The 26,088-nt window shown below is 58.0% G+C and carries 19 protein-coding genes; 1 reads left to right on the forward strand and 18 read right to left on the reverse strand.

What is annotated here, in order from left to right; translation table 11 throughout:
- Nucleotides 1-93: 93 nt before the first annotated feature.
- Both ORL50_RS21945 and creA read right to left on the reverse strand, forming a co-directional pair.
- Entirely contained in the window at nucleotides 94-1,422 is a 1,329-nt protein-coding gene (locus ORL50_RS21945) for an MFS transporter (protein WP_266017971.1), read from the reverse strand.
- A 204-nt stretch (nucleotides 1,423-1,626) separates the two neighbouring features.
- The gene (gene creA / locus ORL50_RS21950; RefSeq protein WP_266017972.1) at nucleotides 1,627-2,838 is read right to left on the reverse strand and encodes a creatinase; all 1,212 of its coding nucleotides are present in this window, start codon (nucleotides 2,836-2,838) and stop codon (nucleotides 1,627-1,629) included.
- Nucleotides 2,839-3,199: 361 nt separating this feature from the next.
- Here creA and speF point away from each other — a divergent pair, with 361 nt between their 5' ends.
- On the forward strand, nucleotides 3,200-5,383 hold the full coding sequence (gene speF, locus ORL50_RS21955) for an ornithine decarboxylase SpeF (protein ID WP_266017974.1): 2,184 nt from the start codon (nucleotides 3,200-3,202) through the stop codon (nucleotides 5,381-5,383).
- Nucleotides 5,384-5,631: 248 nt separating this feature from the next.
- On the opposite strand, the gene ORL50_RS21960 is transcribed toward speF, so the two are convergent.
- The 16 genes from ORL50_RS21960 to ORL50_RS22035 form a co-directional block, all read right to left on the reverse strand.
- Entirely contained in the window at nucleotides 5,632-6,546 is a 915-nt protein-coding gene (locus ORL50_RS21960) for a hypothetical protein (RefSeq protein WP_266017975.1), read from the reverse strand.
- A 168-nt stretch (nucleotides 6,547-6,714) separates the two neighbouring features.
- Nucleotides 6,715-8,391 carry an MFS transporter gene (locus ORL50_RS21965; protein ID WP_266017977.1) on the reverse strand — a complete coding sequence of 559 codons (1,677 nt, stop codon included), beginning with the start codon at nucleotides 8,389-8,391 and terminating at the stop codon, nucleotides 6,715-6,717.
- A 206-nt stretch (nucleotides 8,392-8,597) separates the two neighbouring features.
- Nucleotides 8,598-9,719: an OmpA family protein gene (locus ORL50_RS21970; RefSeq protein ID WP_266017980.1), complete on the reverse strand. Its 1,122-nt coding sequence runs from the start codon at nucleotides 9,717-9,719 to the stop codon at nucleotides 8,598-8,600.
- Between the two features lie 14 nt (nucleotides 9,720-9,733).
- A complete protein-coding gene (tssE, locus tag ORL50_RS21975) occupies nucleotides 9,734-10,180 on the reverse strand; it encodes a type VI secretion system baseplate subunit TssE (protein WP_266017982.1) in 447 nt (148 codons plus the stop codon).
- 3 nt (nucleotides 10,181-10,183) lie between these two features.
- Complete coding sequence (gene tssJ, locus ORL50_RS21980) at nucleotides 10,184-10,720, reverse strand: type VI secretion system lipoprotein TssJ (protein ID WP_266017983.1); 537 nt, start codon at nucleotides 10,718-10,720, stop codon at nucleotides 10,184-10,186.
- Complete coding sequence (gene tssG / locus ORL50_RS21985; protein ID WP_266017984.1) at nucleotides 10,701-11,780, reverse strand: type VI secretion system baseplate subunit TssG; 1,080 nt, start codon at nucleotides 11,778-11,780, stop codon at nucleotides 10,701-10,703. Before tssG ends, tssJ begins: the two co-directional genes overlap by 20 nt.
- Nucleotides 11,744-13,510, reverse strand: a complete 1,767-nt coding sequence (tssF, locus tag ORL50_RS21990) for a type VI secretion system baseplate subunit TssF (protein ID WP_266017986.1) — start codon at nucleotides 13,508-13,510, stop codon at nucleotides 11,744-11,746. Before tssF ends, tssG begins: the two co-directional genes overlap by 37 nt.
- A gap of 24 nt (nucleotides 13,511-13,534) precedes the next feature.
- Nucleotides 13,535-15,121, reverse strand: coding sequence for a type VI secretion system protein TssA (tssA, locus tag ORL50_RS21995; protein WP_266017988.1), 1,587 nt, complete (start codon nucleotides 15,119-15,121; stop codon nucleotides 13,535-13,537).
- A complete protein-coding gene (locus tag ORL50_RS22000; protein ID WP_266017990.1) occupies nucleotides 15,118-18,459 on the reverse strand; it encodes an ImcF-related family protein in 3,342 nt (1,113 codons plus the stop codon). Before ORL50_RS22000 ends, tssA begins: the two co-directional genes overlap by 4 nt.
- Nucleotides 18,456-19,616: a hypothetical protein gene (locus ORL50_RS22005; RefSeq protein ID WP_266017991.1), complete on the reverse strand. Its 1,161-nt coding sequence runs from the start codon at nucleotides 19,614-19,616 to the stop codon at nucleotides 18,456-18,458. The genes ORL50_RS22000 and ORL50_RS22005 overlap by 4 nt, the downstream gene beginning before the upstream one ends.
- A 142-nt stretch (nucleotides 19,617-19,758) precedes the next feature.
- Nucleotides 19,759-20,790, reverse strand: a complete 1,032-nt coding sequence (locus ORL50_RS22010; protein ID WP_266017992.1) for a hypothetical protein — start codon at nucleotides 20,788-20,790, stop codon at nucleotides 19,759-19,761.
- A 124-nt stretch (nucleotides 20,791-20,914) separates the two neighbouring features.
- Nucleotides 20,915-21,949, reverse strand: coding sequence for a hypothetical protein (locus ORL50_RS22015; protein WP_266017994.1), 1,035 nt, complete (start codon nucleotides 21,947-21,949; stop codon nucleotides 20,915-20,917).
- Nucleotides 21,950-22,073: 124 nt separating this feature from the next.
- Nucleotides 22,074-23,114, reverse strand: coding sequence for a hypothetical protein (locus tag ORL50_RS22020; protein ID WP_266017995.1), 1,041 nt, complete (start codon nucleotides 23,112-23,114; stop codon nucleotides 22,074-22,076).
- A gap of 24 nt (nucleotides 23,115-23,138) precedes the next feature.
- Nucleotides 23,139-25,181: a lipase family protein gene (locus ORL50_RS22025; RefSeq protein ID WP_266017996.1), complete on the reverse strand. Its 2,043-nt coding sequence runs from the start codon at nucleotides 25,179-25,181 to the stop codon at nucleotides 23,139-23,141.
- A gap of 109 nt (nucleotides 25,182-25,290) precedes the next feature.
- Nucleotides 25,291-25,713, reverse strand: coding sequence for a hypothetical protein (locus tag ORL50_RS22030; protein ID WP_266017998.1), 423 nt, complete (start codon nucleotides 25,711-25,713; stop codon nucleotides 25,291-25,293).
- Nucleotides 25,714-26,088, reverse strand: a 375-nt coding sequence (locus ORL50_RS22035) for a hypothetical protein (protein WP_266018000.1), incomplete at its 5' end; no start/stop codon positions are given.

The following is a 26,088-nucleotide window of genomic DNA, read 5'->3' on the forward strand; positions in this document are numbered from 1 at the left end:
TGCCAGTGTTTTGTGGGAGCAAGGCTTGCCGGTGTCCTGTGGGAGCAAGGCTTGCCCGCGATGGGGTCCGGGCGAACCCCACCGCACCCAGCATCAATCCTGCAAAGCCTTGTGCGCGGTCTCACGGCTGGCCAGCATTGCCACCAGCGCTACCGCTGCGGCGGCCAGCAGGTACCAGGCCGGGGCCATCTTGTTGCCAGTCATCTGGATCAGCCAGGTCGCAATGAATGGCGCCGTCCCGCCAAATACCGCATTGGCGATGTTGAAGCTGAAGGCAAACCCGCTGAAGCGCACCCGGGTGGGAAATATCTCGGCGAGAAAACACGGCAGGGTGCCGTCGTTCATCGCCAGGATCGCGCCGAAGGCAATCTGGATCATCAGCACCACCAGCAACGGCTGATGATCGAGCATCCCGAACAGCGGAAAGGTCAACAACAGGAACAGCACCGAGGCGGTCAATAGCATGGTCTTGCGCCCGAAGCGGTCCGACAGCCTGCCCATCAGGAAGATCAGGCCGATATAGGTGGCCAGGGACACCGTGGACGCCAGGAACGAATCACTTTCGCTCATGCCCATCTCGGTCGACAAATAGGTCGGCATGTAGCTCAGCAGCAGGTAGAAAGCCACGGCGTTGAGGCAGGTCACGCCGATGCCGATGATCACGCTGCGCCGATGCACAGTGAGCAACTCGCGAACCGGGGCGTGGGTCGCACATTCCTTGGCTTCGAGGCGCTTTTCCATCTCCAGGAATTTGGGCGTGTCCTGCAGGCTCATGCGGATATAGCGCCCCACCAGGCCAAACGGCGCGGCCAGCAGGAATGGCAGGCGCCAGCCCCAACTGTGCAAGTCCTCGACGCTGAGCCAGGCATGCAGGCCGGCGACGAATACCGCGCCAAACAGCAAACCCGCTGCGGTACTGGCCGGGACAATACTGGTGTACAGGCCACGTTTGCCTTCAGGTGCGTACTCGGCGAGGAACGCCGACGCCCCCGCGTATTCACCGGACGCAGAGAAGCCCTGGAACAGGCGAATCACCAGCAGCAACGCCGGCGCCCACAGGCCGATGTGGTTGTATGTAGGCAGGATGCCAATGCAGAAAGTCGAGACCGACATGATCAGGATCGACCAGGACAACGCGCTGCGCCGGCCATACTTGTCACCAAAGTGGCCCCACACCAGGCCACCCAGGGGGCGGACGATAAACGACAGGGCAAATACCGCGAAGGTCGCCAGCAAGGCGCTGGCCTTGTCGGTTTGCGGGAAGAATGTCAGCGCGATAACGGTGGCCAGGTAACCGTAGGCCGCGTAGTCGAACCATTCGACAAAGTTACCCATGAAGCTGGCGCTGGCCGCGCGCCGCAGGGCCTTGCGCTCGGAGTTTTTTTCATGGGTCTGTTCCAGCGTGAGGCTTGCAGTGCTCATTGCGCACCTCCCCGGGTCGAGGCGCAAAAATCGGGAAAAACAGTCGATACATATGACATGACAAACACCCTCTATTGTTTTATTTGGCAGGGTTAAGGTCAATGAATGCTGGGCGTTCTTGGGCGCTCATGCATCGTAGTGTTCAGCGATGGTCTACGACCGGAAGTGGGAGCGGCGAAGCTCCCACATCCAACTGTTGTTCGGTTACTTGCGAATGATGTTGTGCTCCGGCCCGTACGGGAATTTGGTGATGTTCTCCCCACCCTGCTCGTTGACGATCAGGATGTCGTGCTCGCGGTAACCGCCCGCACCTGGCCGCCCTTCGGGCAGCATGATCATCGGTTCGATGGACACTACCATCCCCGGCTCCAGCACCGTGTCGATGTCTTCACGCAATTCCAGCCCGGCTTCGCGACCGTAGTAATGGCTCAGGGTGCCAAAGGAGTGCCCGTAGCCGAAGGTGCGGTATTGCAGCAAATCGTGTTCCAGGAATATCTCGTTCAGTTGCGCGGCGATATCGCAGCAGCGCATGCCCGGCTTGATCAGTTTCAGCCCGGCCTCGTGGACCTTGACGTTGACTTCCCACAAGCGCAGATGCTCATCGGAGCAGTGGTCGAGGAACAACGTACGCTCAAGCGCCGTGTAGTAGCCGGCGATCATCGGGAAGCAGTTGAGGCTGAGGATGTCGCCCTTGTTGACCTTGCGCGAGGTCACCGGGTTGTGCGCGCCATCGGTGTTGATACCGGACTGGAACCACGTCCAGGTGTCCATCAGCTCCGAGTCCGGGAAGGTTCGGGCGATCTCGCGCACCATGGCCTGGGTCGCATGCAGCGCCACCTCATACTCCGGTACCTGGTCACGCAGCGCTTCGACGATCGCGGCGCCGCCAATGTCCGCCACCCGTGCACCGTGCCGGATGATCGCGTGCTCTTCGGCCGACTTGATCATGCGCATGCGCATGCAGGGCGCGGCGATGTCCACCAGTTCGGCTTGGGGATAGCGGCTGGCGAGCTTGTCGCGGTTGAGCAGGTTCAGGTGATCGAATTCGATACCAATGCGCCCGGCCTTGGGCAAAGCCTGCTGGATCGCGACGAAGTAGTTGTCGCGCTGCCAGTCGGTGTAGACGATGTTTTCCGTGCCCACGGTCCGACGCCAAGGCTGGCCGCCATCGATGTTGGCGCTGATGGTGACGGCGCTGTCCTGGGTCACGACCAGGGCGTATGGGCGGCCAAACGAGCAGTAGAGGAAATCGCTGTAGTAATTGATGTTGTGATAGGAAGTGAAGACTGCCGCGTCGATGTTGTTTTGTGCCAGATAAGCGCGCAGTTTGCCCTGGCGGTTGGCGTACTCCTGAGCCGAGAAGGTCGGGCTCACTTTCTCGCCGTTCTTGATCTGGATGGTTTTGGGCATTTGCATGTCTTTGATCCTTGTCAGTGATTGAGCGACAGAGGGCGCCACTCTGGTGGGCCGCTGGAGATCATTCGAACAGATGCATCCCGAGGTTTTTTGCGCGAATCCGACCTGTAGTTGGCCAGATCCGCTGTGCCCGCAACCTAGTGTTCGCGGGGATGCGCGCCGAAGTACTGGCGTGTCAGCGTCGGGGATGCACAGGGTTTGCCAGGAGTCGACTGCGGTTCGCCCGTCACTACCAATCTGGCCAAACACGTCTATAACCAGTGTTGGCATGATTCAGGTCAGGGAACCTTGATGGATCCCTCGGTACATTGATCTCTTGCAAACGGTGGACAAGTGAGTGTCCGCCAGGAGATTTCCCCGCATGAAAATTTTAAAGATTGCTGCCAGTGATTCCGCGATTGACTGCTTCCAGACCTATCGGCAAGTAGTCCCGCTCAGTCAGACCGACTACACCGACATCGCCGTCGCCGTGTTCTCGGTGGAAGACGTGATGGCCGGCGCCCTGGAGTCACTCCAGCGCACCGGTTTCGATATTCCGATTTTCCTCGCCACCTCCCCCGGCACCGGCAACCGCGCGCGTGATGTCTATAAGCACCTCGAGGACGTCCTGCTGCAGGTCAACGGCATCTTCGACCGTTCGCGCAACAATGCCGAATACCATGGTCACCAGTTGGAGACAGCGGCCAAGGCCTATGAAGAAAGCCTGCTGCCACCGTTCTTCGATTCACTTAAACGCTATACCGAATCGGCCAACGTCACCTTCGCCTGCCCGGGCCACCAGGGCGGCCAGTTCTTCCGCAAGCACCCCGCCGGCCGGCAGTTCTTCGATTTCTTTGGCGAGACGCTGTTTCGCGCCGACATGTGCAACGCCGACGTCAAGCTGGGTGACCTGCTGATCCACGAGGGCCCGGCGCTGCTGGCGCAAAAACACGCGGCCAAGGTGTTCAACGCCGACAAAACCTACTTCGTGCTCAACGGTACCTCCGCCTCCAACAAAGTGGTGACCAATGCCCTGCTGACGCCCGGCGACCTGGTGCTGTTCGACCGCAACAACCACAAGTCCAATCACCAGGGTGCACTGATCCAGGCTGGTGCCACGCCGATTTATCTGGAGACCGCGCGCAACCCTTACGGTTTTATCGGTGGCATCGACGCCCACTGTTTCGAAGAGAGTTACCTGCGCGAGTTAATCGCCGAAGTAGCACCGGACAAGGCCCAGGCCGCCCGCCCGTTCCGCCTGGCGATCATTCAGCTCGGCACTTATGACGGCACCGTCTACAACGCCCGCCAGGTAGTCGACCGCATCGGCAAACTGTGTGACTACATCCTGTTCGACTCGGCCTGGGTCGGCTACGAGCAGTTCATCCCGATGATGAAGGACTGTTCGCCCTTGCTGCTGGACCTGCACGCGGACGATCCGGGCATCTTCGTCACCCAGTCGGTGCACAAACAGCAGGCCGGGTTCTCCATGGCCTCGCAGGTGCACAAGAAAGATCGTCACATCAAGGGCCAGGCCCGCTACTGCAACCATGCGCAGCTGAATAACGCATTCATGGCCCAGGCCTCCACCAGTCCGTTCTATCCGCTGTTCGCCTCGCTCGATGTGAACGCGCGCATCCACGCTGGCCGCAGTGGCCTGAAGCTGTGGGATGATTGCGTGAAATTTGGCATCGACGCGCGCAAGTTGATTCTCGAAGCCTGCACCATGGTCCGCCCTTTCGTACCCGCGACCATTGAAGGACGCGCCTGGGAAGACTACCCCACTGAAGAAATTGCCAATGACCTGCGCTTCTTCGAGTTTCATCCCAAGGATCGCTGGCATGCCTTCCAGGGCTACGGCGAGAAGCAGTACTTCATCGACCCGTGCAAACTGCTGTTCACTACCCCGGGCATCGACCCGGTGGACGGCAGCTACACCGACTTCGGTATCCATGCCGGGATTCTCGCCAACTTCCTGCGCGAAAATGGCATCGTTCCGGAGAAGTGCGACCTCAACTCGATTCTGTTCCTGCTGACCCCCGCTGAAGACTGGGCGAAGATGACTCATCTGGCCGCGCAGATCGCGCGATTCGAGCGCTTCGTCAACGACAACGCGCCGATGAGCCGAGTATTGCCGGCGATCTACGGACGATACGAGGAGCGTTATCGCAACTACACGATCCGCCAGCTGTGCCAGGAAATGCACGACCTGTACCGCAGCCACAACGTGCAGCAACTGCAGAAAGCGATGTTCCGCAAGGAACACTTCCCCGTAAAGGCGATGAACCCGCAAGCAGCGCAGTTCGAATTCATTCGCGGCAACGTCGAGCTGGTGGCCCTGGCCGACGCCGATGGACGCATCGCCGCCGAAGGAGCGCTGCCCTACCCGCCTGGCGTGCTGTGCGTGGTGCCCGGGGAGATCTGGGGCGGCGCGGTACTTAAGTACTTCCTGGCGCTGGAAGAAGGCATCAACTCCCTGCCAGGCTTCACCCCGGAACTTCAGGGGGTGTATTTGAAGGAAGTTGAGGGGCGTATTCGGGCGTTTGGTTATGTGATCAAGAACTGACCGGGATTTGCGCTGCATCGCGGCACACATCCGTAGGAGCCCGGCTTGCCGGCGGTGGCGGTCTTGCGGACGTCATCGCTGGCAAGCCAGGCTCCTACATTTGTTCGGGTGTATGCGGCATTTGCGTTCGGCACCAATCTGAGGTGCTGCGCCAAATCCAGGCACGCATGACTTTACGGTCCGCCAGAGGCAGTCATGGAAGCTGGTTTTGGTTCATCGGCCGGCAATGTTGCCGACAGACCAGGCTGTCAATCCTGCACCTCGGTGACAATCTCACCGCGATCGACCGCTTCATTATCCAGAATGACGCCCATGGTGTTGAGGAACAGGTCATGGCTCATGATCCCGGTGGCGATGGTCGACAGCACTTCTTTCCCTGACTCGTCCCTAATCACCACCTTTTCGCTCCACACACTCAAGTCCAGAGTGCGCAAGCTCGACATCGGCACCTTGCGCCCCTGCACTTCAAGGAACTCGCGAGTCACCAGGATCGGCTGCGTCGTCACATCAAGGAAGTTGCCTTTCAAGCGCTTGCCCCATACCGCTTTGCCCGGCACATAGTTGAAGGTAACGACAGCACCGCCTGCAAGGTTTTCCAGCACCGAAGGCAGGCGCTCGCGCACGTGCAACTCGCGCACCAGCTGCTGGAAGTCGTGGAAACCCCTGAGCGATTCAATCACCCGGTGGAACGGCTCACTGGCATTGCGGCGGTAGGCCAGGTTGGTGATCAGCCCGCTGATGGCGACCTGGCCCGAGCTGAACAGGTACAGGTCTTCAATTTCAGCGAACGGCACGTAGTCCTTGCTCGACCCCATGGTGCAGGCAATGCCATGTTCATAGACTTCGTAACTGGCCTGGCGCAAGCGCTTCTGCCACACGTAGAGCCCAAACAACCCCGCCGCGATAACGGCCAGGAAAGCGCTGGTGCAATAGATCAGCATTTGCGGGCTGGAAAAGTTGAGATTGGTGCCACGACTGGTATTCACGCTGACCGGTCCGGAACTGCCCACGGGCAGGATCGTGCCCAGGTACAGGACGAAACACGCCATGCCCAACATGATCAGAGCCAGGATCAGCATGAACAACGGAAAGCCCTTGCCGTGCCGGAAGGATGCAACCAGTTCGCCGGTAACCGGCGCAGATGAGGATATGGAAGGGTGCATGAGGTTCTTGCTTCCTTGTAAGAGAGACGCGCCGCTATCCAGGCTGGCTTCGCCGATAAACGCGGCGTCGATGGGGTAATGCTTCCCAGGGTGGGAACAGGTTGGAGCATGCTGTGGCGCATTCGTTCAGAAGCAGCCCTCTCCCTGGCGAGAGAGGGCTCGTTGCGATCAGTCGTTGAGGATGTCTCGATCCTTGGTTTCCGGCAGGAAGAACGTACCCAATACCGCCGTCATCACCGCGATGACGATTGGGTACCACAGGCCGTAGTAGATATCCCCCGTGGCGGCCACCATGGCAAACGCCACCGTCGGCAGGAAGCCACCGAACCAGCCGTTGCCGATGTGGTACGGCAGCGACATCGAAGTGTAGCGGATACGCGTCGGGAACAGTTCCACCAGCCACGCGGCAATCGGGCCGTAAACCATGGTCACGTAGATCACCAGGATGGTCAGGAGCAGCAGCACCATCGGGTAGTTCGTCTTCGCCGGGTCAGCCTTCTCGGGGTAGCCGGCTTCCTTGAGCGAAGCGCCCAGCGTTGCCGTGAAGGCCTCGTTGCGGGTCTTGAACTCGGCAGCCGGCATGCCGGTGCCTTCGAAGCTGGTGATTACCTTGTCGCCGATGCGCACCTGCGCCACGGTCCCAGGCTCGGCCTTCTCGTTCTTGTAGGGGATGGCCCGCTTCGCCAGCAGGGTCTTGGCCAGGTCACAGGAGCTGGTAAATTTAGCCTTGCCCACCGGGTCGAACTGGAACGAACACTGTTGCGGATCGGCCACCACCGTGACCGGATTTCTCTCCTGGGCGGTGAACACGTCGGGGTTACCGTACTGGGTCAGCGCGTGGAAGATTGGAAAGTACGTCAGTGCCGCAAGAATGCAGCCCGCCATAATGATGCCCTTGCGCCCGATGCGGTCGGACAGACTGCCGAATATTACGAAGAACGGCGTACCGATCAGCAGCGAACCGGCGATCAGCAAGTTGGCGGTCTGCGGGTCGATCTTCAGCGTTTGCAGGAGGAAGAACAGCGCATAGAACTGTCCGGTGTACCAGACCACCGCCTGCCCCGCCGTACCGCCAAGCAACGCCATGATGACGATCTTGAGGTTGTCCCAGCGGGCGAAGGATTCAGTCAGCGGCGCTTTCGACGATTTGCCTTCCGACTTCATTTTCAGGAACGCCGGCGATTCGCTCAGTTGCAGGCGGATGTACACCGAGATGACCAGCAGCAGGAGCGACAGCAGGAACGGAATGCGCCAGCCCCAGGCCTCGAAAGCTTCAGTGCCGAGGATGGTGCGGCAGGCCAGGATCACCAGCAACGACAGGAACAGCCCGAGGGTCGCCGTGGTTTGAATCCACGAGGTGAAGAAACCCCGCCGACCTTTAGGTGCATGTTCAGCCACGTAGGTCGCCGCGCCCCCGTACTCACCGCCCAGCGCCAGACCTTGCAACAGGCGCAAGGTGATCAGGATGATCGGGGCTGCCACGCCGATGGTCGCGTAACCGGGCAGGAAACCCACCACGGCCGTGGAGATGCCCATGATCACAATCGTGATCAGGAAGGTGTGCTTGCGCCCGATCATGTCCCCCAGACGGCCGAACACGATGGCACCAAAGGGCCGTACGGCAAACCCTGCGGCGAACGCGAGCAGCGCGAAGATGAAGGCGGTGGTCTCGTTGACCCCGGCAAAAAAATGCTTGGCGATGATCGCGGCGAGTGAGCCGTACAGGTAAAAGTCGTACCACTCGAATACCGTGCCCAGGGAGGAAGCGAAGATGACCTTGCGCTCCTCCCTGGTGATCCCCTGGTTGGGCGAGCTGCCCGTGGTGGTGTTGTCGATTGCGGCCATGAGTGTTCTCCGTGTTTCTCTTGTTGTAGGCCGGAGTACCTCACTACCAAACGCCGCACCCAGGCCCTGGGGCTGATGTCTTCGGATTACGGTCTGCGTAAAGCATGCGAACAGGCTGACGGCCTCGCATCGCTGCAAGGTTTCCTAAGCATAATCAGCTTCGCGCAGTTATCCACTCGACAGCACGATAAACACCAACCTGACAACTAACCGCAGGCCCCCGCTTGCGGCACCAGGCTGATATCGACCCGCCGATTGGCCGCCCGACCGCTCTCGGTATCGTTGCTGGCAATCGGTTGGCTGGACGCCAGCCCCTGCACGGCGAAGCAGCTGTCGTGGATATCGCCCATCTGTTGCATCCAGCTGCGCACCGCAGTGGCGCGGGCATGGGACAGCTGCAGGTTGTGCTCAGGGTTGCCGCTGGCATCGGTGTGTCCGGCGATCACGATCAGCCATCCCGGTTGCGCCCTGATGTTGGCCAGGGTGTTGATCAGGACTTTGGTCGAGCCTGGTTTGAGCGTCGAACTGCCGGCATCGAACAGTGACATGCTGTCCAAGCGCACCGGCGCTGGAGTGACCTGCTGCGGCTCGAAGAACTGGCTGAACGACTCGCTGGTTTCGCTGGATTTTTGCCACCACACCGCACCGATCAAGCCGATCAGTACGGTCAGGCTAGCCACGCCGAAAGCGATGCTGCGCTTCGATGACTTTAACTGCGGCATGGGACTGGCCGGCAGGATAACCACCGGCATCGCCAGTGCCGGCCGCACCCGACGCGGCTCCAACGGCAGCACGGCACCGGAAAAAGTATCACCCTGTAAACGCGGCAGCAGGTTATCGATCTGCTGTCGCAGCGCCTGCAAAGTCACCAGCGGAGCCTGCACCTGCAGACTCAAACGCTGGTGCAGATGCTCAAGCTCGTTCGCCAGGTAAACCAGCGCCGGCAGGCTGCGACTCTCCAGCTCCTGGCTGCGCAGCAACCATTGCAGCTGCGTGAACAGCCACCCGAGGATATCCAGGCGTACCGACGGCACCGGCGGCCATAAGGTTGGCCATTCGCACACCAATCCCTCGATCAACTCGATGCCTTGGGCCACTCCGTCCAGGCCGTAGCGGTGTCCGCGGGCCAGGGCCAGGGCAGCGGCCGTCTGCAAATCTGCCCCATGCTGCTGGAACAGCGTCAGGCACAATTGCTCCACCCGCCCCCAGTCCACATCCGGGCAGGCCGGGTGGCTGAGCTTGGCCAGCTCATCGCGGATCGCGGCAAACTCAGCGAAGTCCCTTGGATCTCCACCGACCCGCACGCGCATTTCAAACAACGCTGTCATCGAGCTTCCCTCCGTTATGGGTACGTTTTAGCCAACCAGCTCTGGCGTTTCAGATGGCGCACGAGAACATTGCCCTCGGGCGCCAGGGTCGTGCCGAAACTCACTTGCCGGCCACTTTCAAGTCGCAGATCGAGGCCATATTCCAGATGCCCGGGCAGCGACTGCGGCAACAATTCGATGTGCACCGACAACAGGCGCGGCTCGTAAAGTGTCAACGTGCGCGCGATGGTTTTCATCAGGTTATGCGATGACGCAGGCAAGCCCTGGAGGGTCGAGCCCATGTCCGGCAGCCCGTAATCCGCCAGGTGTGCGAGGGTGCCGGCGCGGCTATTGAGGATGCGCTGCACGTTGTCCAGCACCGACAGGGTGTACTGATCCTCCTCGGCGACCTGATGCAGCTCGAGGTCGCCGGTGAAATTCTGCAGCAACGTTTCGTAGAGTGACGGATTAAGATCAGGCATCGGTCAATCCTCGGCGAGCGGCTGCAAGGTCAAGCGGTTATCGCCTAAATGAATGACCCGGGCCCGGTCCGGATCAAGCTCATCGCGACCGAGGATCAGCCGCCAGGTGTTCTGCTGGTTGTCGGGCTCGCGCAGCAAGGCGACCACCGCAACGACTTGCGCATCCTTGTCCAGTGGCATGCCCAATAGCGCCCCCTCCCCCGGCTTCACCACCAGGGTTTTGTGCCCCAGCAAAGCGTCGCCCAGCAACCTGTCATCGTGGTTGAGCAACCCGTCGTAGGCAGCCTTGTCCAGCGCCTTGCGGTCACGCAGTTGATATACCCGCACCAGCGTCGGCACCGACAGCGCATTCATGTCGGCGCCGTCAGTGTTCATTGCGGTGCGGGCGTTCAGGTCCAGGTGCAGGGTTTTTACCTGCTTGTAGAAGATCGACCGGGCCGTCGCCGAAGTGGCGTCGGAGACTGACTGGGTCACGCCACAGCCGGCGAGCAGTGCGCCGAATGCGACGACCCCCAGCGCTTTAGAAACGGTACGCGACATGCTGAATCTCTCTTTCCTGAGGGTTAGGTTTGAGGCCCTGATAGCGGCCCAGGTTGATCGTAATGTTGTCCTGCGCGCTCTCAAGGCCCAGCACCGCCGTCATGCCCAGCAAGACCGGTGCGCCACCGAGCAACGGTTGGGGCAGGCTGCGCACCGGCAGCGACAACTGCAGCCTGGCGGTACAACGCCAGCCCAGGTACACCCGCAGCAACACCAGCAGATCCTTGTGCAACTGGCCGCCGGGCAACCAGCCACGCGCCTCGTCCGGGTCTTCAGTGAACAGCGCCAGGTGCAGTTGGCTGTTGGCGTCATACCCGACACTGCCCAGCGGAGTGCCTTGGGACAGGCGCACCGGTTGCGCTGCAGACAAACTGGCAGGCTGGGCCAGGGCGATTTTCTGCGGCCAGTGCGGCGTCACCCGAGCTCGTGTGTTGGGCGCCAATAGCTTCACCAGCGCGCACACCCCCTCGGCATTGCGCGTCGGCAAACGCATCACCCCAAGCAGCGCGAGAAAGCGCGACACCGGCGTCTCGATCTGCCTGGCTGTACCTTCAATCCCCAGGCCGATCAAACCCAGCAGGCATTGCGAGGTCGCATCGGTCCCCCCCGCCTCGAACGTGGCCGGATAAGAATACTTGCGCCAGATCCGGTAGAACTGGGTGAAGATCCGGTGGTTGAAAATGTCCAGAAACGCTTCGAGTGCCTCATGCCCTTCGCGACGTTGGGCGATGTCATCGATGAACGCCGTGGGCATCGGTGAGTCCACGCCGTATAACCCCAGCAGGCGCGTGCGCACCGTAGCCGGGCGCAGAGAGTCGTGCTCATCATGCTCGATCGACTTCAGTTCGCCCGCGGGAAAACCCATGCCGGGGTCAGGCCGAAAGCGCACAGGGTCATCCGCCGGATTTGTGGTGCTGCCCAGTAGCGGATGATCCGGCAAAGCCTGTTCCAGCAGCTGGCAAAAGCGATACAGATTGGCCTCCGCCACCCGCCCCTGCAGCGCTTCAAGCACTCCACTGGCTTTCAGCCGGGAATACGCTGACTGTGTTTCTCGTTCCATCGCAGGCATTTCCCTGTAGGTTGAAGGATCAGCGTGAGCTGGTTGAATAGGTGGATGTCGGCGTACAAACCGAAGAACCGATGGAGCATTTCGCCGAACAGGCTGATGTCGCCTTCACCGCTGAAACCGTTGGCGTCCAGGGTCACTTCGATGTCCACCCCGCGCAGCAGAAAGCCTTTTTCGAAGCGCTGGACCAGGTGGTGTTTGACTTCGACTATGGCTTCCAGACGGCGTCTGTTCAGTTCGCTGCCGGTCCAGTCATACAGGGCCAGGGTGCCGCGCAGGACTTCGGCGTTATCGAGCATTGGCAGGAAATTCGAGCCGAGGTGGCTGAGGACCCGCCAGTGAAAACGATCGCGGTTGGGTGGGTAGCACGGCAGGGTCGGCGCGCACAGATTGCGCACGCGCAGGCCTAGGGTGGAGGCTTGAGCGGGAGTGTCGAGCAAGGTGCTTTGCAGGGCTTTGCGAGGGAGTTGGCCGTGGGTGCCGGTCAATTTGAGCGAGAGACTTCGGCTCTTGTTCAGCGCGTCCTCGTCAAAACCCTCACCACCAAGGATCAACCAGGTGTCATGCAAACCGTTGGCCGCACGCTTGAGCCGTGTATGAAAGTAGCGCTCAGGCGCCTCGTCGCGCAGCATGCCGCCCTTGTGGCGGAAGCTGCTGAAGGGGACGTACTGCAATTTCCCTGCATCACTGGAACTACTGACCTGATCCACCGAATAGATTTCGATGTGACCGTCCTGCAAACGCATCGGGCGCAGCAAGTAGTCGGTCTGCAGGGGCGCCAGGACCAGGGGGTCGGCCTCCAACGTGAACAGATTGATGACCGGTACCGCATGCAGGCGTATGTGTTCAGCGTTCAGATTGAATGTCTGTGGCCACGCCTCGCGCAAAACCACTTCGAGCTCGAACCAGGTCGCCTCGGGTGTGAAGCTGGCATGCTCGAGACCACACAGGTTCACGAACATGAATTTCTCACGGAAGCTGAAGTATTCCAGCAGCAACTGATAACCACTGAATGCACTGTCGCCTTTAGGCCACAGGCGATCCTCGTCGCCGAATCCCTTGGGCGAAAAAAAGCCCTCGAACAGCCGGCGCTCTTCGCCTGCCTGGCGTATGTACATCGCTTGAGCGTTGAGCGTCAGCGCTTGATGCAGGGCGCTGGCCATGGGTCCATCGGCGCACAGATACAGCGGCAAACGGCTCAGATCCATCGCGCTCCATGGGCTTAGATCTCCGCGGATAAAGCGCAGTCGCAACACCGAGCGGCCGTCCGGTTCGTGAGCCAGTCGCACAGACTCCAGAGCGATTGGGCGCAATCTCAGGTCCTGAGTGGTGGTATAGCGGCAACGAGTCCGTTGTGGCCCCACAGGCTGCGACAGCACTTCGAAGCCAGCGGCGATCAACTTGTCTTTTTTGAGCTTGGCAAGCTCCGGCGCCAGCTCGACAATCGACAGCGATGGGATGGTGCGCAGGTAATGCGGCCACAGCAAGCTGACCAAGCCCTCGGTCAGCTCCGGCAAATCATCGTCGAGCTTCTCGCGCAAGCGTCCCATCAGAAACGCGAAGCCCTCGAACAGACGCTCCACATAGGGATCGCGAGCGCCCGGCTTGTCCAGATTCAACTGCGCGGCACGCTCGGGAAAGGCTTGCGCAAACTCCTTGCCGGCTTCACGCAGATAGCGCATCTCGGCGTCGTAGTAATGCAGTGTCAGGTTGTCCTTGCTCAAAATTAGAATCCTGATAAATGAGGTTCAGCCGCAGAGCACCGCAGCGCGTACCGGGTCCAGGGCGACCAGCGCCGCCAGCAGCGACTCCATCCGAGTCCCCAGGGTGATTTTGTCGGCGCCGCTGCGTTGAGCCCTGAGACGCAGCAGCTTGAGCAGGCGCGCCTTGACTTCGAAATGCAGCGCTGGCTCCCACGTATCCAGGCCGTGGCGCTGCGCCGTGGCGTCCAGCTCACCCAGCAGGTGCACCGCCAGGTCGCTCTTGCCGTATTGCTCAGCCACGCGCGCCATCAGCAAGCGCAACAGCCAGCGCTGGCGCGCGGTTTCTATGTCGGGGCGTTCGGCCAGCCAGGCGATCGCCTGTTCGACACCCCCCGAGTCAGCCTGCGCCAGCGCCTCGACCTCCAATGACCAGATGTCGTTGTCTGTACCCGTGGGGACCGGAGTGGCTGCCGGTAACCACTGCTGTGAGCGATTACCGCTGACATGCTGGACGATCCACTCCCGGGTGGTCTCATCGGCGAAGGGCGTTCCGTCGCTCCAGCACAACAGTTCAAGACCTGGCAGGCGCTCGAGAAACATGCCCAGGTCGCGCCGGATAATGCCGGCCCATTCATCATGCGGCGCAGGTAACTTGCTCAGCGCCTGGCAGGCGTACCACTGCAGGTCCAGCCAGAAATGGTTGACGCCTTCGGCATACATTCGCTCCGCCTCATTGAGCAATTCGCTCCAGTCCTGTTGCAGGTGCAGCCTTTTGAGTTGCGCGCGATACTCGCCACGAGGCGGTGCCAGGCGGGTCACTCCGCCAGCGTCCTGGGGGGGTGTGTGATGCAGGGTGTCCCAGCGCAAACTGCGCAGCAGACGCTGGGCCGCCAGACGTCCGAGCGGCTGCTCGCGCAGATAACCCGCCAGGATCCGACCGCTGTCGAGCAGGTCACGTCCGGACTTGATGGCCAGCCCGGCAGGTGTAGCCGCTGATGCGTCGGCCTCGCGCCGGTTAGTGTTCTGCGGCACCAGCGCATCCACCCCGCCCGACTGCGCCATCCGTGCAGACAAGGCGCTATACAGACTGCTCAAATCCGCGCGCTGATCCTGCGGCCATGCTTCCATCCCGCGCTCCAGCCAGGCCAGCGCCGCGACCGTGCGTTCGGACTCCTCCTTCACCACTTCCGGATACTGGGTCAGACAATCCAGGACCTTGGAGCTGGTCAGCCACTCAAGCGCCAACTTGCGGCTGTTGGGCCGTGCGGGCAGGATCTCGCCGGCGAAACGTTGCACCAGAGCAGCCAGCAGACCGAGGCCGTCAGCCAGCCCGCGTTCGCCGTCCTTGTGCAAGCGCGCCCACAGGTAATAGGTGCCGACTCGCAAGTCCTTGCAGCGCTGGTTAGTCAGCTTTTCCGCCAGCTGCGCGACCTGGTCGACATCCGCGCCGGAGAGCTTGTTGACCTCTTCACGCATGCGCTGGAAGTCGTCGTCGTAACTCGGGTCTTCGCCTGCCGGTGAGTCTTTAGTGATGGCGTGCAACCACGGTTCCCAGCGGTCGGCCTGCAGGCTGCCGAGGGCAACGGCATCGCCTTCCCCGAGGCAGCGGGCGATCAATGCTTTCAGGCTCATTTGCTTTTCCTCGCTTGAACAACGGGTTTCTCGTGATCGTTTGCACTCAAAAATATCTGCATAGGCAAGGTGAAATCCCTCAGCTTCAACATCGCCAACGGCCCCATTCCCAGCTCGGTGCGCAGGTTCCACGTGAGGTCCAACCCGTCCGGCGCCCTGACCTGCAGCCGGTGCAAACTGTCGCTGTCACTCAGCGGCGTAACCCGCGCCTGTTCCAGCAGTCGGATCAAGCCCCACGTGCCTTCGTAATCGCCAAACAACCGTTCATTCGCTTCCACGCTGACCCAGCTCAAGCGAGTCCCCGGATGGCTGGTAAAGCCTGGCCAGCTGAAGCGCTGCCAGCTTTCTTTCTGGTTGAAGTAGTCGTGTTTTTCGCCGTTGAGCACGAAGATCGTCTGCACAATATCGCGCACCGGTTTGCCCCGCAGCTCGAAGCTGATGCCCATGCCGCCGTCGGTGTAGAGCACGTCTGCCAGGTGGCTGAGTTGATTGATCGAGGCGAGAAACTGCGGGTTGAAACGCAGGCCCTGGCTGTGCCGGGGATCGGCCACCCAGCGGCTGCCTTCCTTGCGCAACACGCCACCGAGTTGCCGTTGCAGGAACTGCTCGATGCGCCCCGAATCAGCGCGGATCATCTGCCCCAGCATCGGCAAGGAGGAGTCGCTGGCGGTGGCCGCAAAGGGATAACGCCCGGCAAACGCGGCATGCCAGTCGCTAACGATTGCGCGCTGCCATTGCTGGTTGAGGCTGGCGGCGGACGGTTGCAGCACTCGCTGCCAGGCTTGTTCCAGCGGCTGCACGAACAGCGTTTCGCCAACCCTGCCCCACTCCGCACCGAGGCTGGCGGCGACCAGGCTGCCGTAGGATTGGGTGTCGGTGAGGTCGACGTTCTGGCCCTGGAATACGGTTTGCGCGAGGGCCTGGGTCATGGCTTGCGGATCGGTCGCGGTGCTGACTTGCTGCAGTTTCAGGCGCACGCGGGTGACGCGGTTGAGGAAGGCGTGCAGGTTGAGGCGCTCGCCCTGGTTTTCTTCTTTGCCGAGCAGTGCCAGCAGCGGGCCGAAGGTGGCGTCGAGTGGGCTGGTGCTCAAGTCGGTGCTGGGGAGTTGTTCCTGATTGATCAATTTCTGCGCGGATTTCACCAGTGACTCGGCCAAGGCCTGGCCCCTTACCCCCGCTTGGCCTTGGTAGGACAGCGTGTTCATCAGCGCAATCAACGGCGACTGACGCACATCGCTCATCAACGTCAGTTGATCGATCACCGCGCCCAGACTGGCGACGTTCTGCCAGCGCAGGCTGTTGAGAAAATCCAGCCAGGCGCTGGCGTAGTCCTGGAAATAACGCTCGGTCAGGCGCTGCTTGAGCACGTCCGGGGTCAGTTCGGCGGCGAGGTCTTTAGGGTGATCGCTGAGCACCCAGTCGATTTCCTCGCGACGGGCTTCGGCGACTGCGTCGATGGCCTGGCGCACCTGGCCTTCCCAGGCCTGGCGGGTGAACACGCCGGGGATGGTTTTGCCGGTGCTGAACAGCGCCTGGGCATCGGTGTCGTTGACCATCTGCTTTAAGGTCAGGTCAGGGTAATGGTTGGCGACGCCGTCGAGGACTTTTTGGTACAGCGCGGTCTCGGCGTTGCGCTGGCCCATTTGGCCAAGCAGCACCCGGCGGGCCTGGGCGACCAGGGTCGGATCGGCTTCGATGCGCCAATCTGGGTGGGCGGGCAGTTGCTCGGTGTAAAATTTCCACAAGCTCGGCGACAGCGCGAACCACAATCCCGGGGACATGCCCTGGCGCTCGGGCTGGGCGTTGATCAGGGTCTTGCTCAGGAAGGCCGCGTCGACTTTGTCCGGGCGGGCCATCATCAGGTAGGCCTTGAGGTGATCGTAGGCCTCACCAGCGCGTTTGCCGCGCTCGGGGCTGTCGGGGGGCAGCTTGATCAGGGCGTTGAGTTTGGCCTGAAGGTTGGCCGCCGCCGGGTCTCGCAGCAGGCGATGGTTGGCCTCGACGTAGATCGGCCAGACCGCGTCGGCGAGTGGCTGATTCTGGTTCAGGCCGAAGCGTTGATGCCAGGGTGTGCCGTGTGTGGCGCGGTAATCCAGGCGCGATAATTCACGCACCAGCTCATTGAGGGCCTGCAGTTGGGCATCGCCTTGGTCGGCTTGATTGAGTGTGGTCAGGGAGCTTTGCACCTGGGCGATTTGGGTGCGATTGCTGAGGTAGGACAGCAGCAGACCGGCGGTCCACACCAGTGCCACACAGACGGCGATTTTGGCGCCCAGTTGGATGGGGTGCCGATCAAGGCGGTGAGTCTGTAGCGCCTTGTCATCGAGCACGCCCTGCCAGGCGGGATCGACCGGCCAATGGTGATTTTTATAATCTTTGTGCACGGGCAACGGCAGGCTGAACCACAACCCGCGCAACGGCACGCCCCGACCCAACTCGCCGAACAGCGGCAGCAGCGCCTGGCGCCAACGGGCAATGCCCTCCACCTGCAGGTCGCGGGACAGGCGCAGCATGAAATCGTATGTCGTGTCCGTCTGCAGCTGCAGCCAGCCAGCGTCGTGCAGGGGTTTGATCAGTTGCTCGAGCCGGGTTTCGAGTTCGATCGCCGAGGCGTTCGCGGGCAGAAGGCAGCCGACCGGTTGCGACGGTCGTTGTGGCTGCGGCCACTGGCTGTCGCAGACTTGCCACAGGTACAACGGCAGCTGCCACTTCAACTGCCGGGCCAGCTCTTGCAAATGGCGCGCACCCGCGCCCATGGCGGCGGCGTCGGTGGTCTGTAGCGGGTTGACGGCCCAGACCACTCCGTCGAGTGCACGCCAGCGGCTCAGGCGGCGGTATTGTTCGAGCTGGGATGCTTCGGGTTTGGCCTGGAGGCTGCCGCCCCAGATGAGCACGGTGTCCTGGCCTTCCAGCCAGTAGTCGGGGGTGAGGCCGGGGGCGATGGCTTTGATTTCGTCGGGTTCGCCGACGATGAGCAGCAGGCGGATTTTGCGGCGCCAGCGGCGGCCGTGGCGGTTTTCCAGCTCTATGCGCAGTGCGTTGCGATCAAATTCCGGATTCGCGCGCGGGCGCAACTCTTTGTCTGTTTCCGGGTAGACCTTGTTCGCTTTTTCCTGCTCACGGTGACTGAGTTGCTTGAGATAAATCAGCAGGCGAGGCGCAAAAGCAATCACCGCAATGAGGGTCATGACCAGCAACGATGCTAGTAGTTTGTGATGGGCCTCGACCAACCCTACACGATCACCGTAGGCGCCCATTCCCCAACTCAGTACCGCCAACACAGCAATGATCCACACCGCCGCGCCGCCTTTGCGCCACATATTATTCGAACGTCTCATTTGAAATCCCTGCTGGTTACGGTGCTGATCCAGTGTTGCGATTGATCGTGTGCCAACAACAGCAGAGGTGCCTGTTGATGCCGCGCTGCCTCCACACCCAATGCCGCAACCAACCAGTGACCCAGGGGGCCGGGCTGGCCGCTGAAGCGCTCTTGAATCCACTGTTGTTCTATGTTCAGAGCAGTGCCACGAGCGCTACCGGCCATGGCGATCTGAGCCAGCGCCGGTTGCCAGTCCAGACTGTCTGCGAGCACGGCTGTCGCCTGACCGGCGCAGGTTTGGGATTGCAGGAATAGCGGCAGTTCACTCTTCAACGCCGTGATATCCACCGGCATTGGGCGCAGCAGCTTCCCTAGCACTGGCAGATCCCATGCGTCGGCCAATTTGTCCGGGCATAGAAGCAACGCCGCGAGTCCATCGGAATAGGCACCCTCGCCACTGACTTGCAGCACAACAACCAACTCGAAATCTGCGCTGGCGGTCTTGAGCTTTTCGTTGACCCATTGACAGGGCAGTTCAGAGGCCACGTTGACATTGGCCGGCGAAGGCTGACCGATTGCAGTGGTCCACGACTCCTCCCAGGCATCCTGTAGTTGTCCGCGTTGATCGACAGGGACATCACTGAGCAAAGTGACCCGCAACGGCTGCTCTTTCGGCAACGCCAACAAAACTGTCGCCATTGCCTGCACCAGCAACTGCAGCCCGGTTTGTGCGCGGTCCCCTTGCGCGGGTAATGCCGCAATGCGTCGAGCCTGGCCGTCACGCGGCGGCAAGTTGAGGGCGGCCTGAGTCAGTGTTAATGCGGATAAGTGATCCGGTAACACCACACAACTGGCATGCACCGCCAGATAACGTTGCGCCCATACTTGCCAGGACTCCTGCGCGTTATCAGCTTCTGCCTTGAGGAACTCATGACGCTCTAACGCATTGCCAAAGGCGTAAGCGCGAGCGCTGAATACCAATACCCAGGCAAGCAGCGGCGCCGCAGCCAAAACCCAGATATTCGCCGCCTGCATCTGTGGCACCAGGTTGGAGGCAGAAAGAAAGAACAGCAATACACCGACGGTTATCGCCACCCCTGCCGCAAAAGCCCAACGTCCTATGAAAAGGGGTGCTGGAGCCTGCACTTCTTCGGCGCAATGCCGATCCCAGGCCATGGGTCAACCCACCACACAAGCGCAAGCGCTGGACAAACCATCGACTAATTGAAAGTTGTGTTTACACATTAATAATTAACTCCATTATTCCGCACCGCGTGCGCGTATCAGGTTGATGTTTAGTGATCTTCGAAATGCGTCACTACAAACGCTCGGGAAACTCCACCTTGCTTAGAGGGTGGGCACTGTTTGGTATCGGGCGTGTAAGTCCTTTAATCCCACTTTTGCCTTCGAACTTCTCGCCGTTTTTGCCAAACAGTCGGTAAGCAAAGGAAACCACAGCGTTTCCCCACTCATCTGCCACTACATAGCGCCCATAACCAGGCATCTCCTTATCAGGCAGTAGTTCGGGAAGTAACTGCGGACGTCGGTCTCGGTAGCGAGAGTAATACCTCGGGGAAAAACAATACGAAGCTCGGCCCGTCCGAATAGTTTGGAGCTTATAGTAGTCCGGGCGCGCTTGACTCTCCGCTACTACACTACCGTCGGGGTATGTGAACTTTATAAAATCTCCGATTTTGTGTACTTTCGTCCCTTTCGACGTTACCAAAAAATCGGAATGCAGTACTGGCTCAAAATAAACCTTGCGCGCGTTTAAAGCTCGGTACTGTAAATAGATATGCCCCGCGCCAGCAAGGCTGATGCTCTTTCTGTAACCACCAATATAACGCTCGTGCAACCACGGAAAATACTCTTTCCTGATCAAAACATCGCCATCAACCTGAAAATCCGCCCCTCCGCGTGGCGAATTGTTATGATCAAACATAACCACTACCCCGCCACCTCCTGCGTACGTCACTGTCTCACCAAATCGGGAGGGATTCTCATAGGCAACACCAAAGGTCACGTTACCCAGATGCCATTTACAAGCGCCACCGCCATCAATAGGTAAATCTGCCGAATATAAGTCAGTGCTTCCCTGACGTTGCAGTGGCATATCGATGGCATGGTAACCGTCCAACTCAACACGCTGCCCACTAGCTCCATGCGTTATGCGCTTGCAAATACTCGAGCGATACATTACCTCGAGTGTTTCTACCTCTAATTCGACAGGCACTTTCACAGTGATATTGATTTTTTCGCTATCTGCAGGCGGAGCTAAGCTGTAGTCCTTTGTGCAACCACTCAACAGAATCATTATGAACAGTAGCCAGATACTGCTAACGCGCTTCATCACTTCGAACCCTCCTGACTTGATAAATATCCGCCAGCCACCACCGACCGAATTACCATTTTTATGACACGCACATCTGTATTGGAAAGACACCTTAGGTTGTGCGAAGCAAAAACGGCCGACCTCACCATAACCGCTCGGGAAATTCGACTTTGCTTAGCGGATGGGCACTGTCTGGTATCGGGCGTGTAAGTCCTTTAATCCCACTTTTGCCTTCGAATTTCTCGCCGTTTTTGCCAAACAGTCGGTAAGCAAAGGAAACCACAGCGTTTCCCCACTCATCTGCCACGACATAGCGCCCATAACCAGGCATCTCCTTATCAGGCAGTAGTTCGGGAAGTAACTGCGGACGTCGGTCTGGGCAGCGAGAGTAATATCTCGGGGAAAAACAATACGAAGCACGGCCCGTTCGAATAGTTTGGAGCTTATAGTAGTCCGGCCGCGCTTGACTCTCGGCTACTACACTACCGTCGGGATATGTAAATTTTATAAAATCTCCGATTTTGTGTATTTTGGTACCTTGCGACGTTACCAAAAAATCGGAATGCAGTATGGGTTCAAAGTAAACCTTGCGCGCGTTTAACGCTCGGTACATTAAGTAAATTGGCCCCCTGCCAGCGAGGCTAACGCGTTTCCTGTATCCCCCTATAAATCTCTCATGCACCCAAGGAAAATAATCTCTTTTGATTATCACATCCCCATCAACTTTTATGTCCGCTCCCCCTTGTGGCGAATTATTGTGATCGAACATCACTACAACACCCCCACCTGCTCCATATTTAACAGACTCACCAAAGTTCGTTGGGTTCGCATACGCGACACCAAAGGTCACATTGGCCAAGTGCCATTTGCAAGCACCCCCACCATCCTTAGGTACATCAGCCGTAAACAGGTCAGTGCTTCCTTGACGTTGCAATTGCATATCGATGCCATTACCACCATCTATTTCAACACGCTGCCCACTAGCTCCATGCGTTATGCGTTTGCAAGTACTCGAGCGATACATTACCTCGAGTGTTTCTACCTCTAATTCGACAGGCACTTTCACAGTGATATTTATTTTCTCGCTATCTGCAGGCGGAGCTAAGCGGTAGTCCTTTGTGCAACCACTCAGCAGAATGATTATGAACAGGAACCAGATATTGCTAAGGCGCTTCATCACTTCGAACCCTCCTGACTTGATAAACATTCGCCAGCCACCACCGACCGAATTACCATTTTTATGACACGCACATCTGTATTGGAAAGACACCTTAGGTTGTGCGAAGCAACAACGGCCGACCTCACCATAACCGCTCGGGAAATTCGACTTTGCTTAGCGGATGGGCACTGTCTGGTATCGGGCGTGTAAGTCCGTTAATTCCACTTTTACCTTCGAACTTCTCGCCGTTTTTGCCAAAAAGTCGATAAGCAAAGGAAACCACAGCGTTTCCCCACTCATCTGCCACGACATAGCGCCCATAACCAGGCATCTCCTTATCAGGCAGTAGTTCGGGAAGTAACTGCGGACGTCGGTCTGGGCAGCGAGAGTAATACCTCGGGGAAAAACAATACGAAACTCGGCCCGTCCGAATAGTTTGGAGCTTATAGTAGTCCGGGCGCGCTTGACTCTCCGCTACTACGCTACCGTCGGGGTATGTGAACTTTATAAAATCTCCGATTTTGTGTACTTTCGTCCCTTGCGACGTAACCAAAAAATCGGAATGCAGTACGGGCTCAAAGTAAACCTTGCGCGCGTTTAACGCTCGGTACATCAAATAAATGTGCCCCGCGCCGGCGAGACTGATACGTTTTCTGTAACCACCTAGGTAGCGCTCGTGCAACCACGGAAAGTACTCCTTTTTGATCACCACATCTCCGTCAACTTGAAAATCTGCTCCTCCTTGGGGCGATCTATTGTGATCGAAGATCACCACTACTCCGCCACCGCCGCCGAATATTACAGACTCGCCAAATTGAGACGGATTTTTATAGGCCAAACCAAAAGTCACATTTGCCAGGTGCCATTTGCAAGCTCCACCGCCGTCCTTAGGTACATCAGCCGTAAACAGGTCAGTGTTTCCTTGACGTTGCAGTTGCATATCGATGCCATGACGACCATCTATTTCAACTCGCTGCCCACTAGCTCCATGCGTGATGCGCTTGCAAGTAGTCGAGCGATACATGACCTCGAGTGTCTCTACTCCTAACTCTTTAGGCACTTTTACAGTGATATTGATTGTTTCGCTATCTGGAGGGGGCGCAAGGCTTCGGTCCCTCGGGCTGGCACAACCGATCAAGCTGAAAAAAATACAAAGGAACGTGATTTGAATTTTTAGAGTCATGGCTGTTTCCTCTGCTGCTTAGGCTTAACCCCAAACTTTCTCGTAATAGGCCAAAGGGTCAGCCACTCCATCGAAACGCAGTAGCGCCTCGGCGCCTCCGTCCAACTGCTGTGTCGAACGCAAGGCCTGCCCCATCAAAGTCTGCAAGTGGAGAAAAACTCGATTGCGCGAATGCTCATCTTCGGGAATGTGCACGGCATGCTCTTTCATCTGTAGCTCAAACTTCTGACGTTGCCCCTGTCGCTCCAGCAACGGCTCGCGTTCAGGATTGATCGACTCCAACAGTTGGTTATGGATGTAGGGCTGGTACTCCGACATGAAGTGGTTTCCAATGCCTAGCAACCGTCCGGACTTAGGATTACCCAGAGGCGGGAAGTATTTTGCTCGACTGACCATGTCCAGCGAACTTATCAAGTGTCCTTGCGCCTGCTCGGCCTGCTGGTCCTCGTCTGGCCCGAGACTGGGCACCAGATATAACTTGGCCTTTTCGGGGAGGCGACGGGCAATTTTGTTGTGGTATGGAGCTCCCAGACCATCTTTGTTGCGATAAGCTGGATAATCAGAGCCACGAGTTTGCAAGTGCTGCTCGGCCTTGAAAAACATGGCTATTTCACCATGATGACAATAGGGATCTCCGCGCTTAATTAGGGAATTAGTCGCGAGCTGCAGCATCGACCATGCAAAACCCATTGTCGTACCTAACGGCCCATATAGGTCATATAAATAGTTATCCAAAGCAGCTTCAGGAGGAACGCTAGGAATAAGATCGGTATCATTAACATGTCGAAAGTGAACTATTTTCTCAAAAGACGTCATAGCCGCTAGAGTGAAGGTTCTTGGCATTCCGAAAGTGTAAAGCAAAGGATTATTGTTTTTTAGCGATGCCGCATGAATTAGTCCTAGAGCACCTCCGAGACTATGACCACAAATAAATATCTTTCTTCCTTCAATATTATCAAAAATAATTTCTTCAAAATGATATGCATATATCCGCCGAGCGACTTTGAAGGCATTGCGAAAGCCCAGATGGACACTACCTTTCGAGGCGAGATCCCCACACGAAATCTTATTTGCACAACCTACTAAAATATCAGACTCTACTGGTCGAAAAGTCAAATCTGTGCGTAAATCAGCAAATCCATCTATTTCAGTCCCCCGCCATGCTACCAGAATCTGCGATGCGCTAATCGCGTAGCAAAACTGAGTATGCCCCTCTGGCTCATCTGCCTTGGCAGTGTCTAGCGATTTGGCTATCGAGTAGCGGTCATTAAAAGGAACATCGCTCACTACACAAGGCCAAATTTGTCCATTATCCCAAACACGCGGGGTACGCGACAGATCAAGACATTGCTGATAAAAAAATTCTTCGACCCCACCGAGCTCCGATTCAAGCCGATTGCTGTACGCCAATATACTCATCAGCCCCAAGTTATAGGCATTAACCAGGCTGTACTCAGATTGATGATGCAAAACCAGCGACCAGGCCCGGAACGGACAGACTTCAAGAACATGATGGCGATTCAATTCTCCGTCACCCAAGGTGAAGCCTTGGAAATCCGGATCAGGGAAATGAAAAATGTATGCTTGGTTTGAATCATCGAGCGAAGGAGTGAAACTGGGTTCGCGATCGCACAACTGCCCTATCCGCAAATAGTAATACCCCTTACCCGCAGCCCGCGCCTGTAATTCGATCGGTGAGAATCCCGGACGCTGAGGACCGTAGAGCGGTGTGGGGTTGCCCGGACCGGGGCGGCGCGGTTCGGGTCTGGTCGCACGTAATCGACGATTTTGCAGTTCCGCAGCGAATGGTTCGGCTTCCAACTGCAGGGTAACGGCTAGCGGGTCAAGGCCTTCAATCCGAATGAGACCTTGAGCATTACTACGCCCTATGTACTCAGGCACCATACCTTCGCGGGTGGCTTCATTGGTTGCCCGATAGGGCATGTCGGCAAGCGCCTCGCCTTGTTCGTCCAATAGCTGAAACTCAACCCAATATGTTTCAGTAACTCCGACCTGGAAATCTTTACGCGGATTAAGCGTATCTGTCCGATGCAATGAGTCGTTCATACCTGTCCTTTTGAAATTAATTGAATTGACACCGCAGCGCAGCCGGTCATTCAAGATTGAACAATCGACAAGCACGAAAAATTCGAACACCTGAAAAATTTAATCGCCATCAACAAGGCTGTGATTTGTGCACCATAAAAATCGACACAAGCTTTGTGGCTTCCGAGAACACCAAAAGACCCAGCAGTATTGTCACCGAGGTGACTTCGCCGTATTTCACCAGCATCGGGATAAATGGCAGTGAAGGAACAACCAGCAACAGCCTGAACGGTGTTTGCACGCACACCAGATATCGCGCTTGCTTCATACAACGAAAAAATACAACCATCGAAATCACGATTGAAATATTCAAGACAATCGACAGAGACAAAAGTACACCGCCCACCCATTCTTGTTCCGCACTCAGCCGAACATACGACTGTATATCGCTATACAGCGGAATTTTGCCATCCAGAAAGTTCGAGACGCACACCCATGCGATGAAGATCAAATCCATCCCACCCCAAAACAGATAGACATACCTGGCTTTCATTTAATTGACTCCCTTCAGTTCATTGACGCTGTCCGCAATCGCAGGCTGCCAGTACCACGACTTGCCACCTTTCGCCCAGGTGTCATCACCTTCCAGAAATGTTTGAGCAATCTGTCGTCTACTGCCGTAAGGATGTGTGGCGGATTGCGCCACAATGTTTTCATCGGTGTCCTCGAGAAAGGGTTGCCACTCCTGAATCTTTTCACGTCTGGTGTTGGCATAGTCCTTACCTTGCGACCCGAACAGTCTTCCCTCATCGCCCATGGACATCAGTCGGTTTAGAAACATCGATGCTGTATTTTTTAATGCTTGATAATCATGATCAATTGTCACCCAGCGTCCGGGACCCGAGTTCGATAAGTCATCCGCGGCTTT

The sequence above is a fragment of the Pseudomonas sp. RIT-562 genome (assembly GCF_026241895.1).
Classification (GTDB): domain Bacteria; phylum Pseudomonadota; class Gammaproteobacteria; order Pseudomonadales; family Pseudomonadaceae; genus Aquipseudomonas; species Aquipseudomonas mandelii_F.

Excerpts from the sequence above, each read along its gene's own strand:
- tssA (WP_266017988.1), bottom strand. The coding sequence starts at position 15,121 with ATGAGCCTGAAAGCATTGATCGCCCGCTGCCTCGGGGAAGGCGATGCC.
- ORL50_RS22000 (WP_266017990.1), bottom strand. The coding sequence starts at position 18,459 with ATGAGACGTTCGAATAATATGTGGCGCAAAGGCGGCGCGGCGGTGTGG.
- tssG (WP_266017984.1), bottom strand. The coding sequence starts at position 11,780 with ATGGAACGAGAAACACAGTCAGCGTATTCCCGGCTGAAAGCCAGTGGA.
- speF (WP_266017974.1), top strand. The coding sequence starts at position 3,200 with ATGAAAATTTTAAAGATTGCTGCCAGTGATTCCGCGATTGACTGCTTC.
- ORL50_RS22025 (WP_266017996.1), bottom strand. The coding sequence starts at position 25,181 with ATGAACGACTCATTGCATCGGACAGATACGCTTAATCCGCGTAAAGAT.
- tssE (WP_266017982.1), bottom strand. The coding sequence starts at position 10,180 with ATGCCTGATCTTAATCCGTCACTCTACGAAACGTTGCTGCAGAATTTC.
- ORL50_RS22020 (WP_266017995.1), bottom strand. The coding sequence starts at position 23,114 with ATGACTCTAAAAATTCAAATCACGTTCCTTTGTATTTTTTTCAGCTTG.
- creA (WP_266017972.1), bottom strand. The coding sequence starts at position 2,838 with ATGCAAATGCCCAAAACCATCCAGATCAAGAACGGCGAGAAAGTGAGC.
- ORL50_RS22005 (WP_266017991.1), bottom strand. The coding sequence starts at position 19,616 with ATGGCCTGGGATCGGCATTGCGCCGAAGAAGTGCAGGCTCCAGCACCC.
- ORL50_RS21970 (WP_266017980.1), bottom strand. The coding sequence starts at position 9,719 with ATGACAGCGTTGTTTGAAATGCGCGTGCGGGTCGGTGGAGATCCAAGG.
- ORL50_RS22030 (WP_266017998.1), bottom strand. The coding sequence starts at position 25,713 with ATGAAAGCCAGGTATGTCTATCTGTTTTGGGGTGGGATGGATTTGATC.
- ORL50_RS21965 (WP_266017977.1), bottom strand. The coding sequence starts at position 8,391 with ATGGCCGCAATCGACAACACCACCACGGGCAGCTCGCCCAACCAGGGG.
- ORL50_RS21945 (WP_266017971.1), bottom strand. The coding sequence starts at position 1,422 with ATGAGCACTGCAAGCCTCACGCTGGAACAGACCCATGAAAAAAACTCC.
- ORL50_RS21960 (WP_266017975.1), bottom strand. The coding sequence starts at position 6,546 with ATGCACCCTTCCATATCCTCATCTGCGCCGGTTACCGGCGAACTGGTT.
- tssJ (WP_266017983.1), bottom strand. The coding sequence starts at position 10,720 with ATGTCGCGTACCGTTTCTAAAGCGCTGGGGGTCGTCGCATTCGGCGCA.
- ORL50_RS22015 (WP_266017994.1), bottom strand. The coding sequence starts at position 21,949 with ATGAAGCGCCTTAGCAATATCTGGTTCCTGTTCATAATCATTCTGCTG.
- ORL50_RS22010 (WP_266017992.1), bottom strand. The coding sequence starts at position 20,790 with ATGAAGCGCGTTAGCAGTATCTGGCTACTGTTCATAATGATTCTGTTG.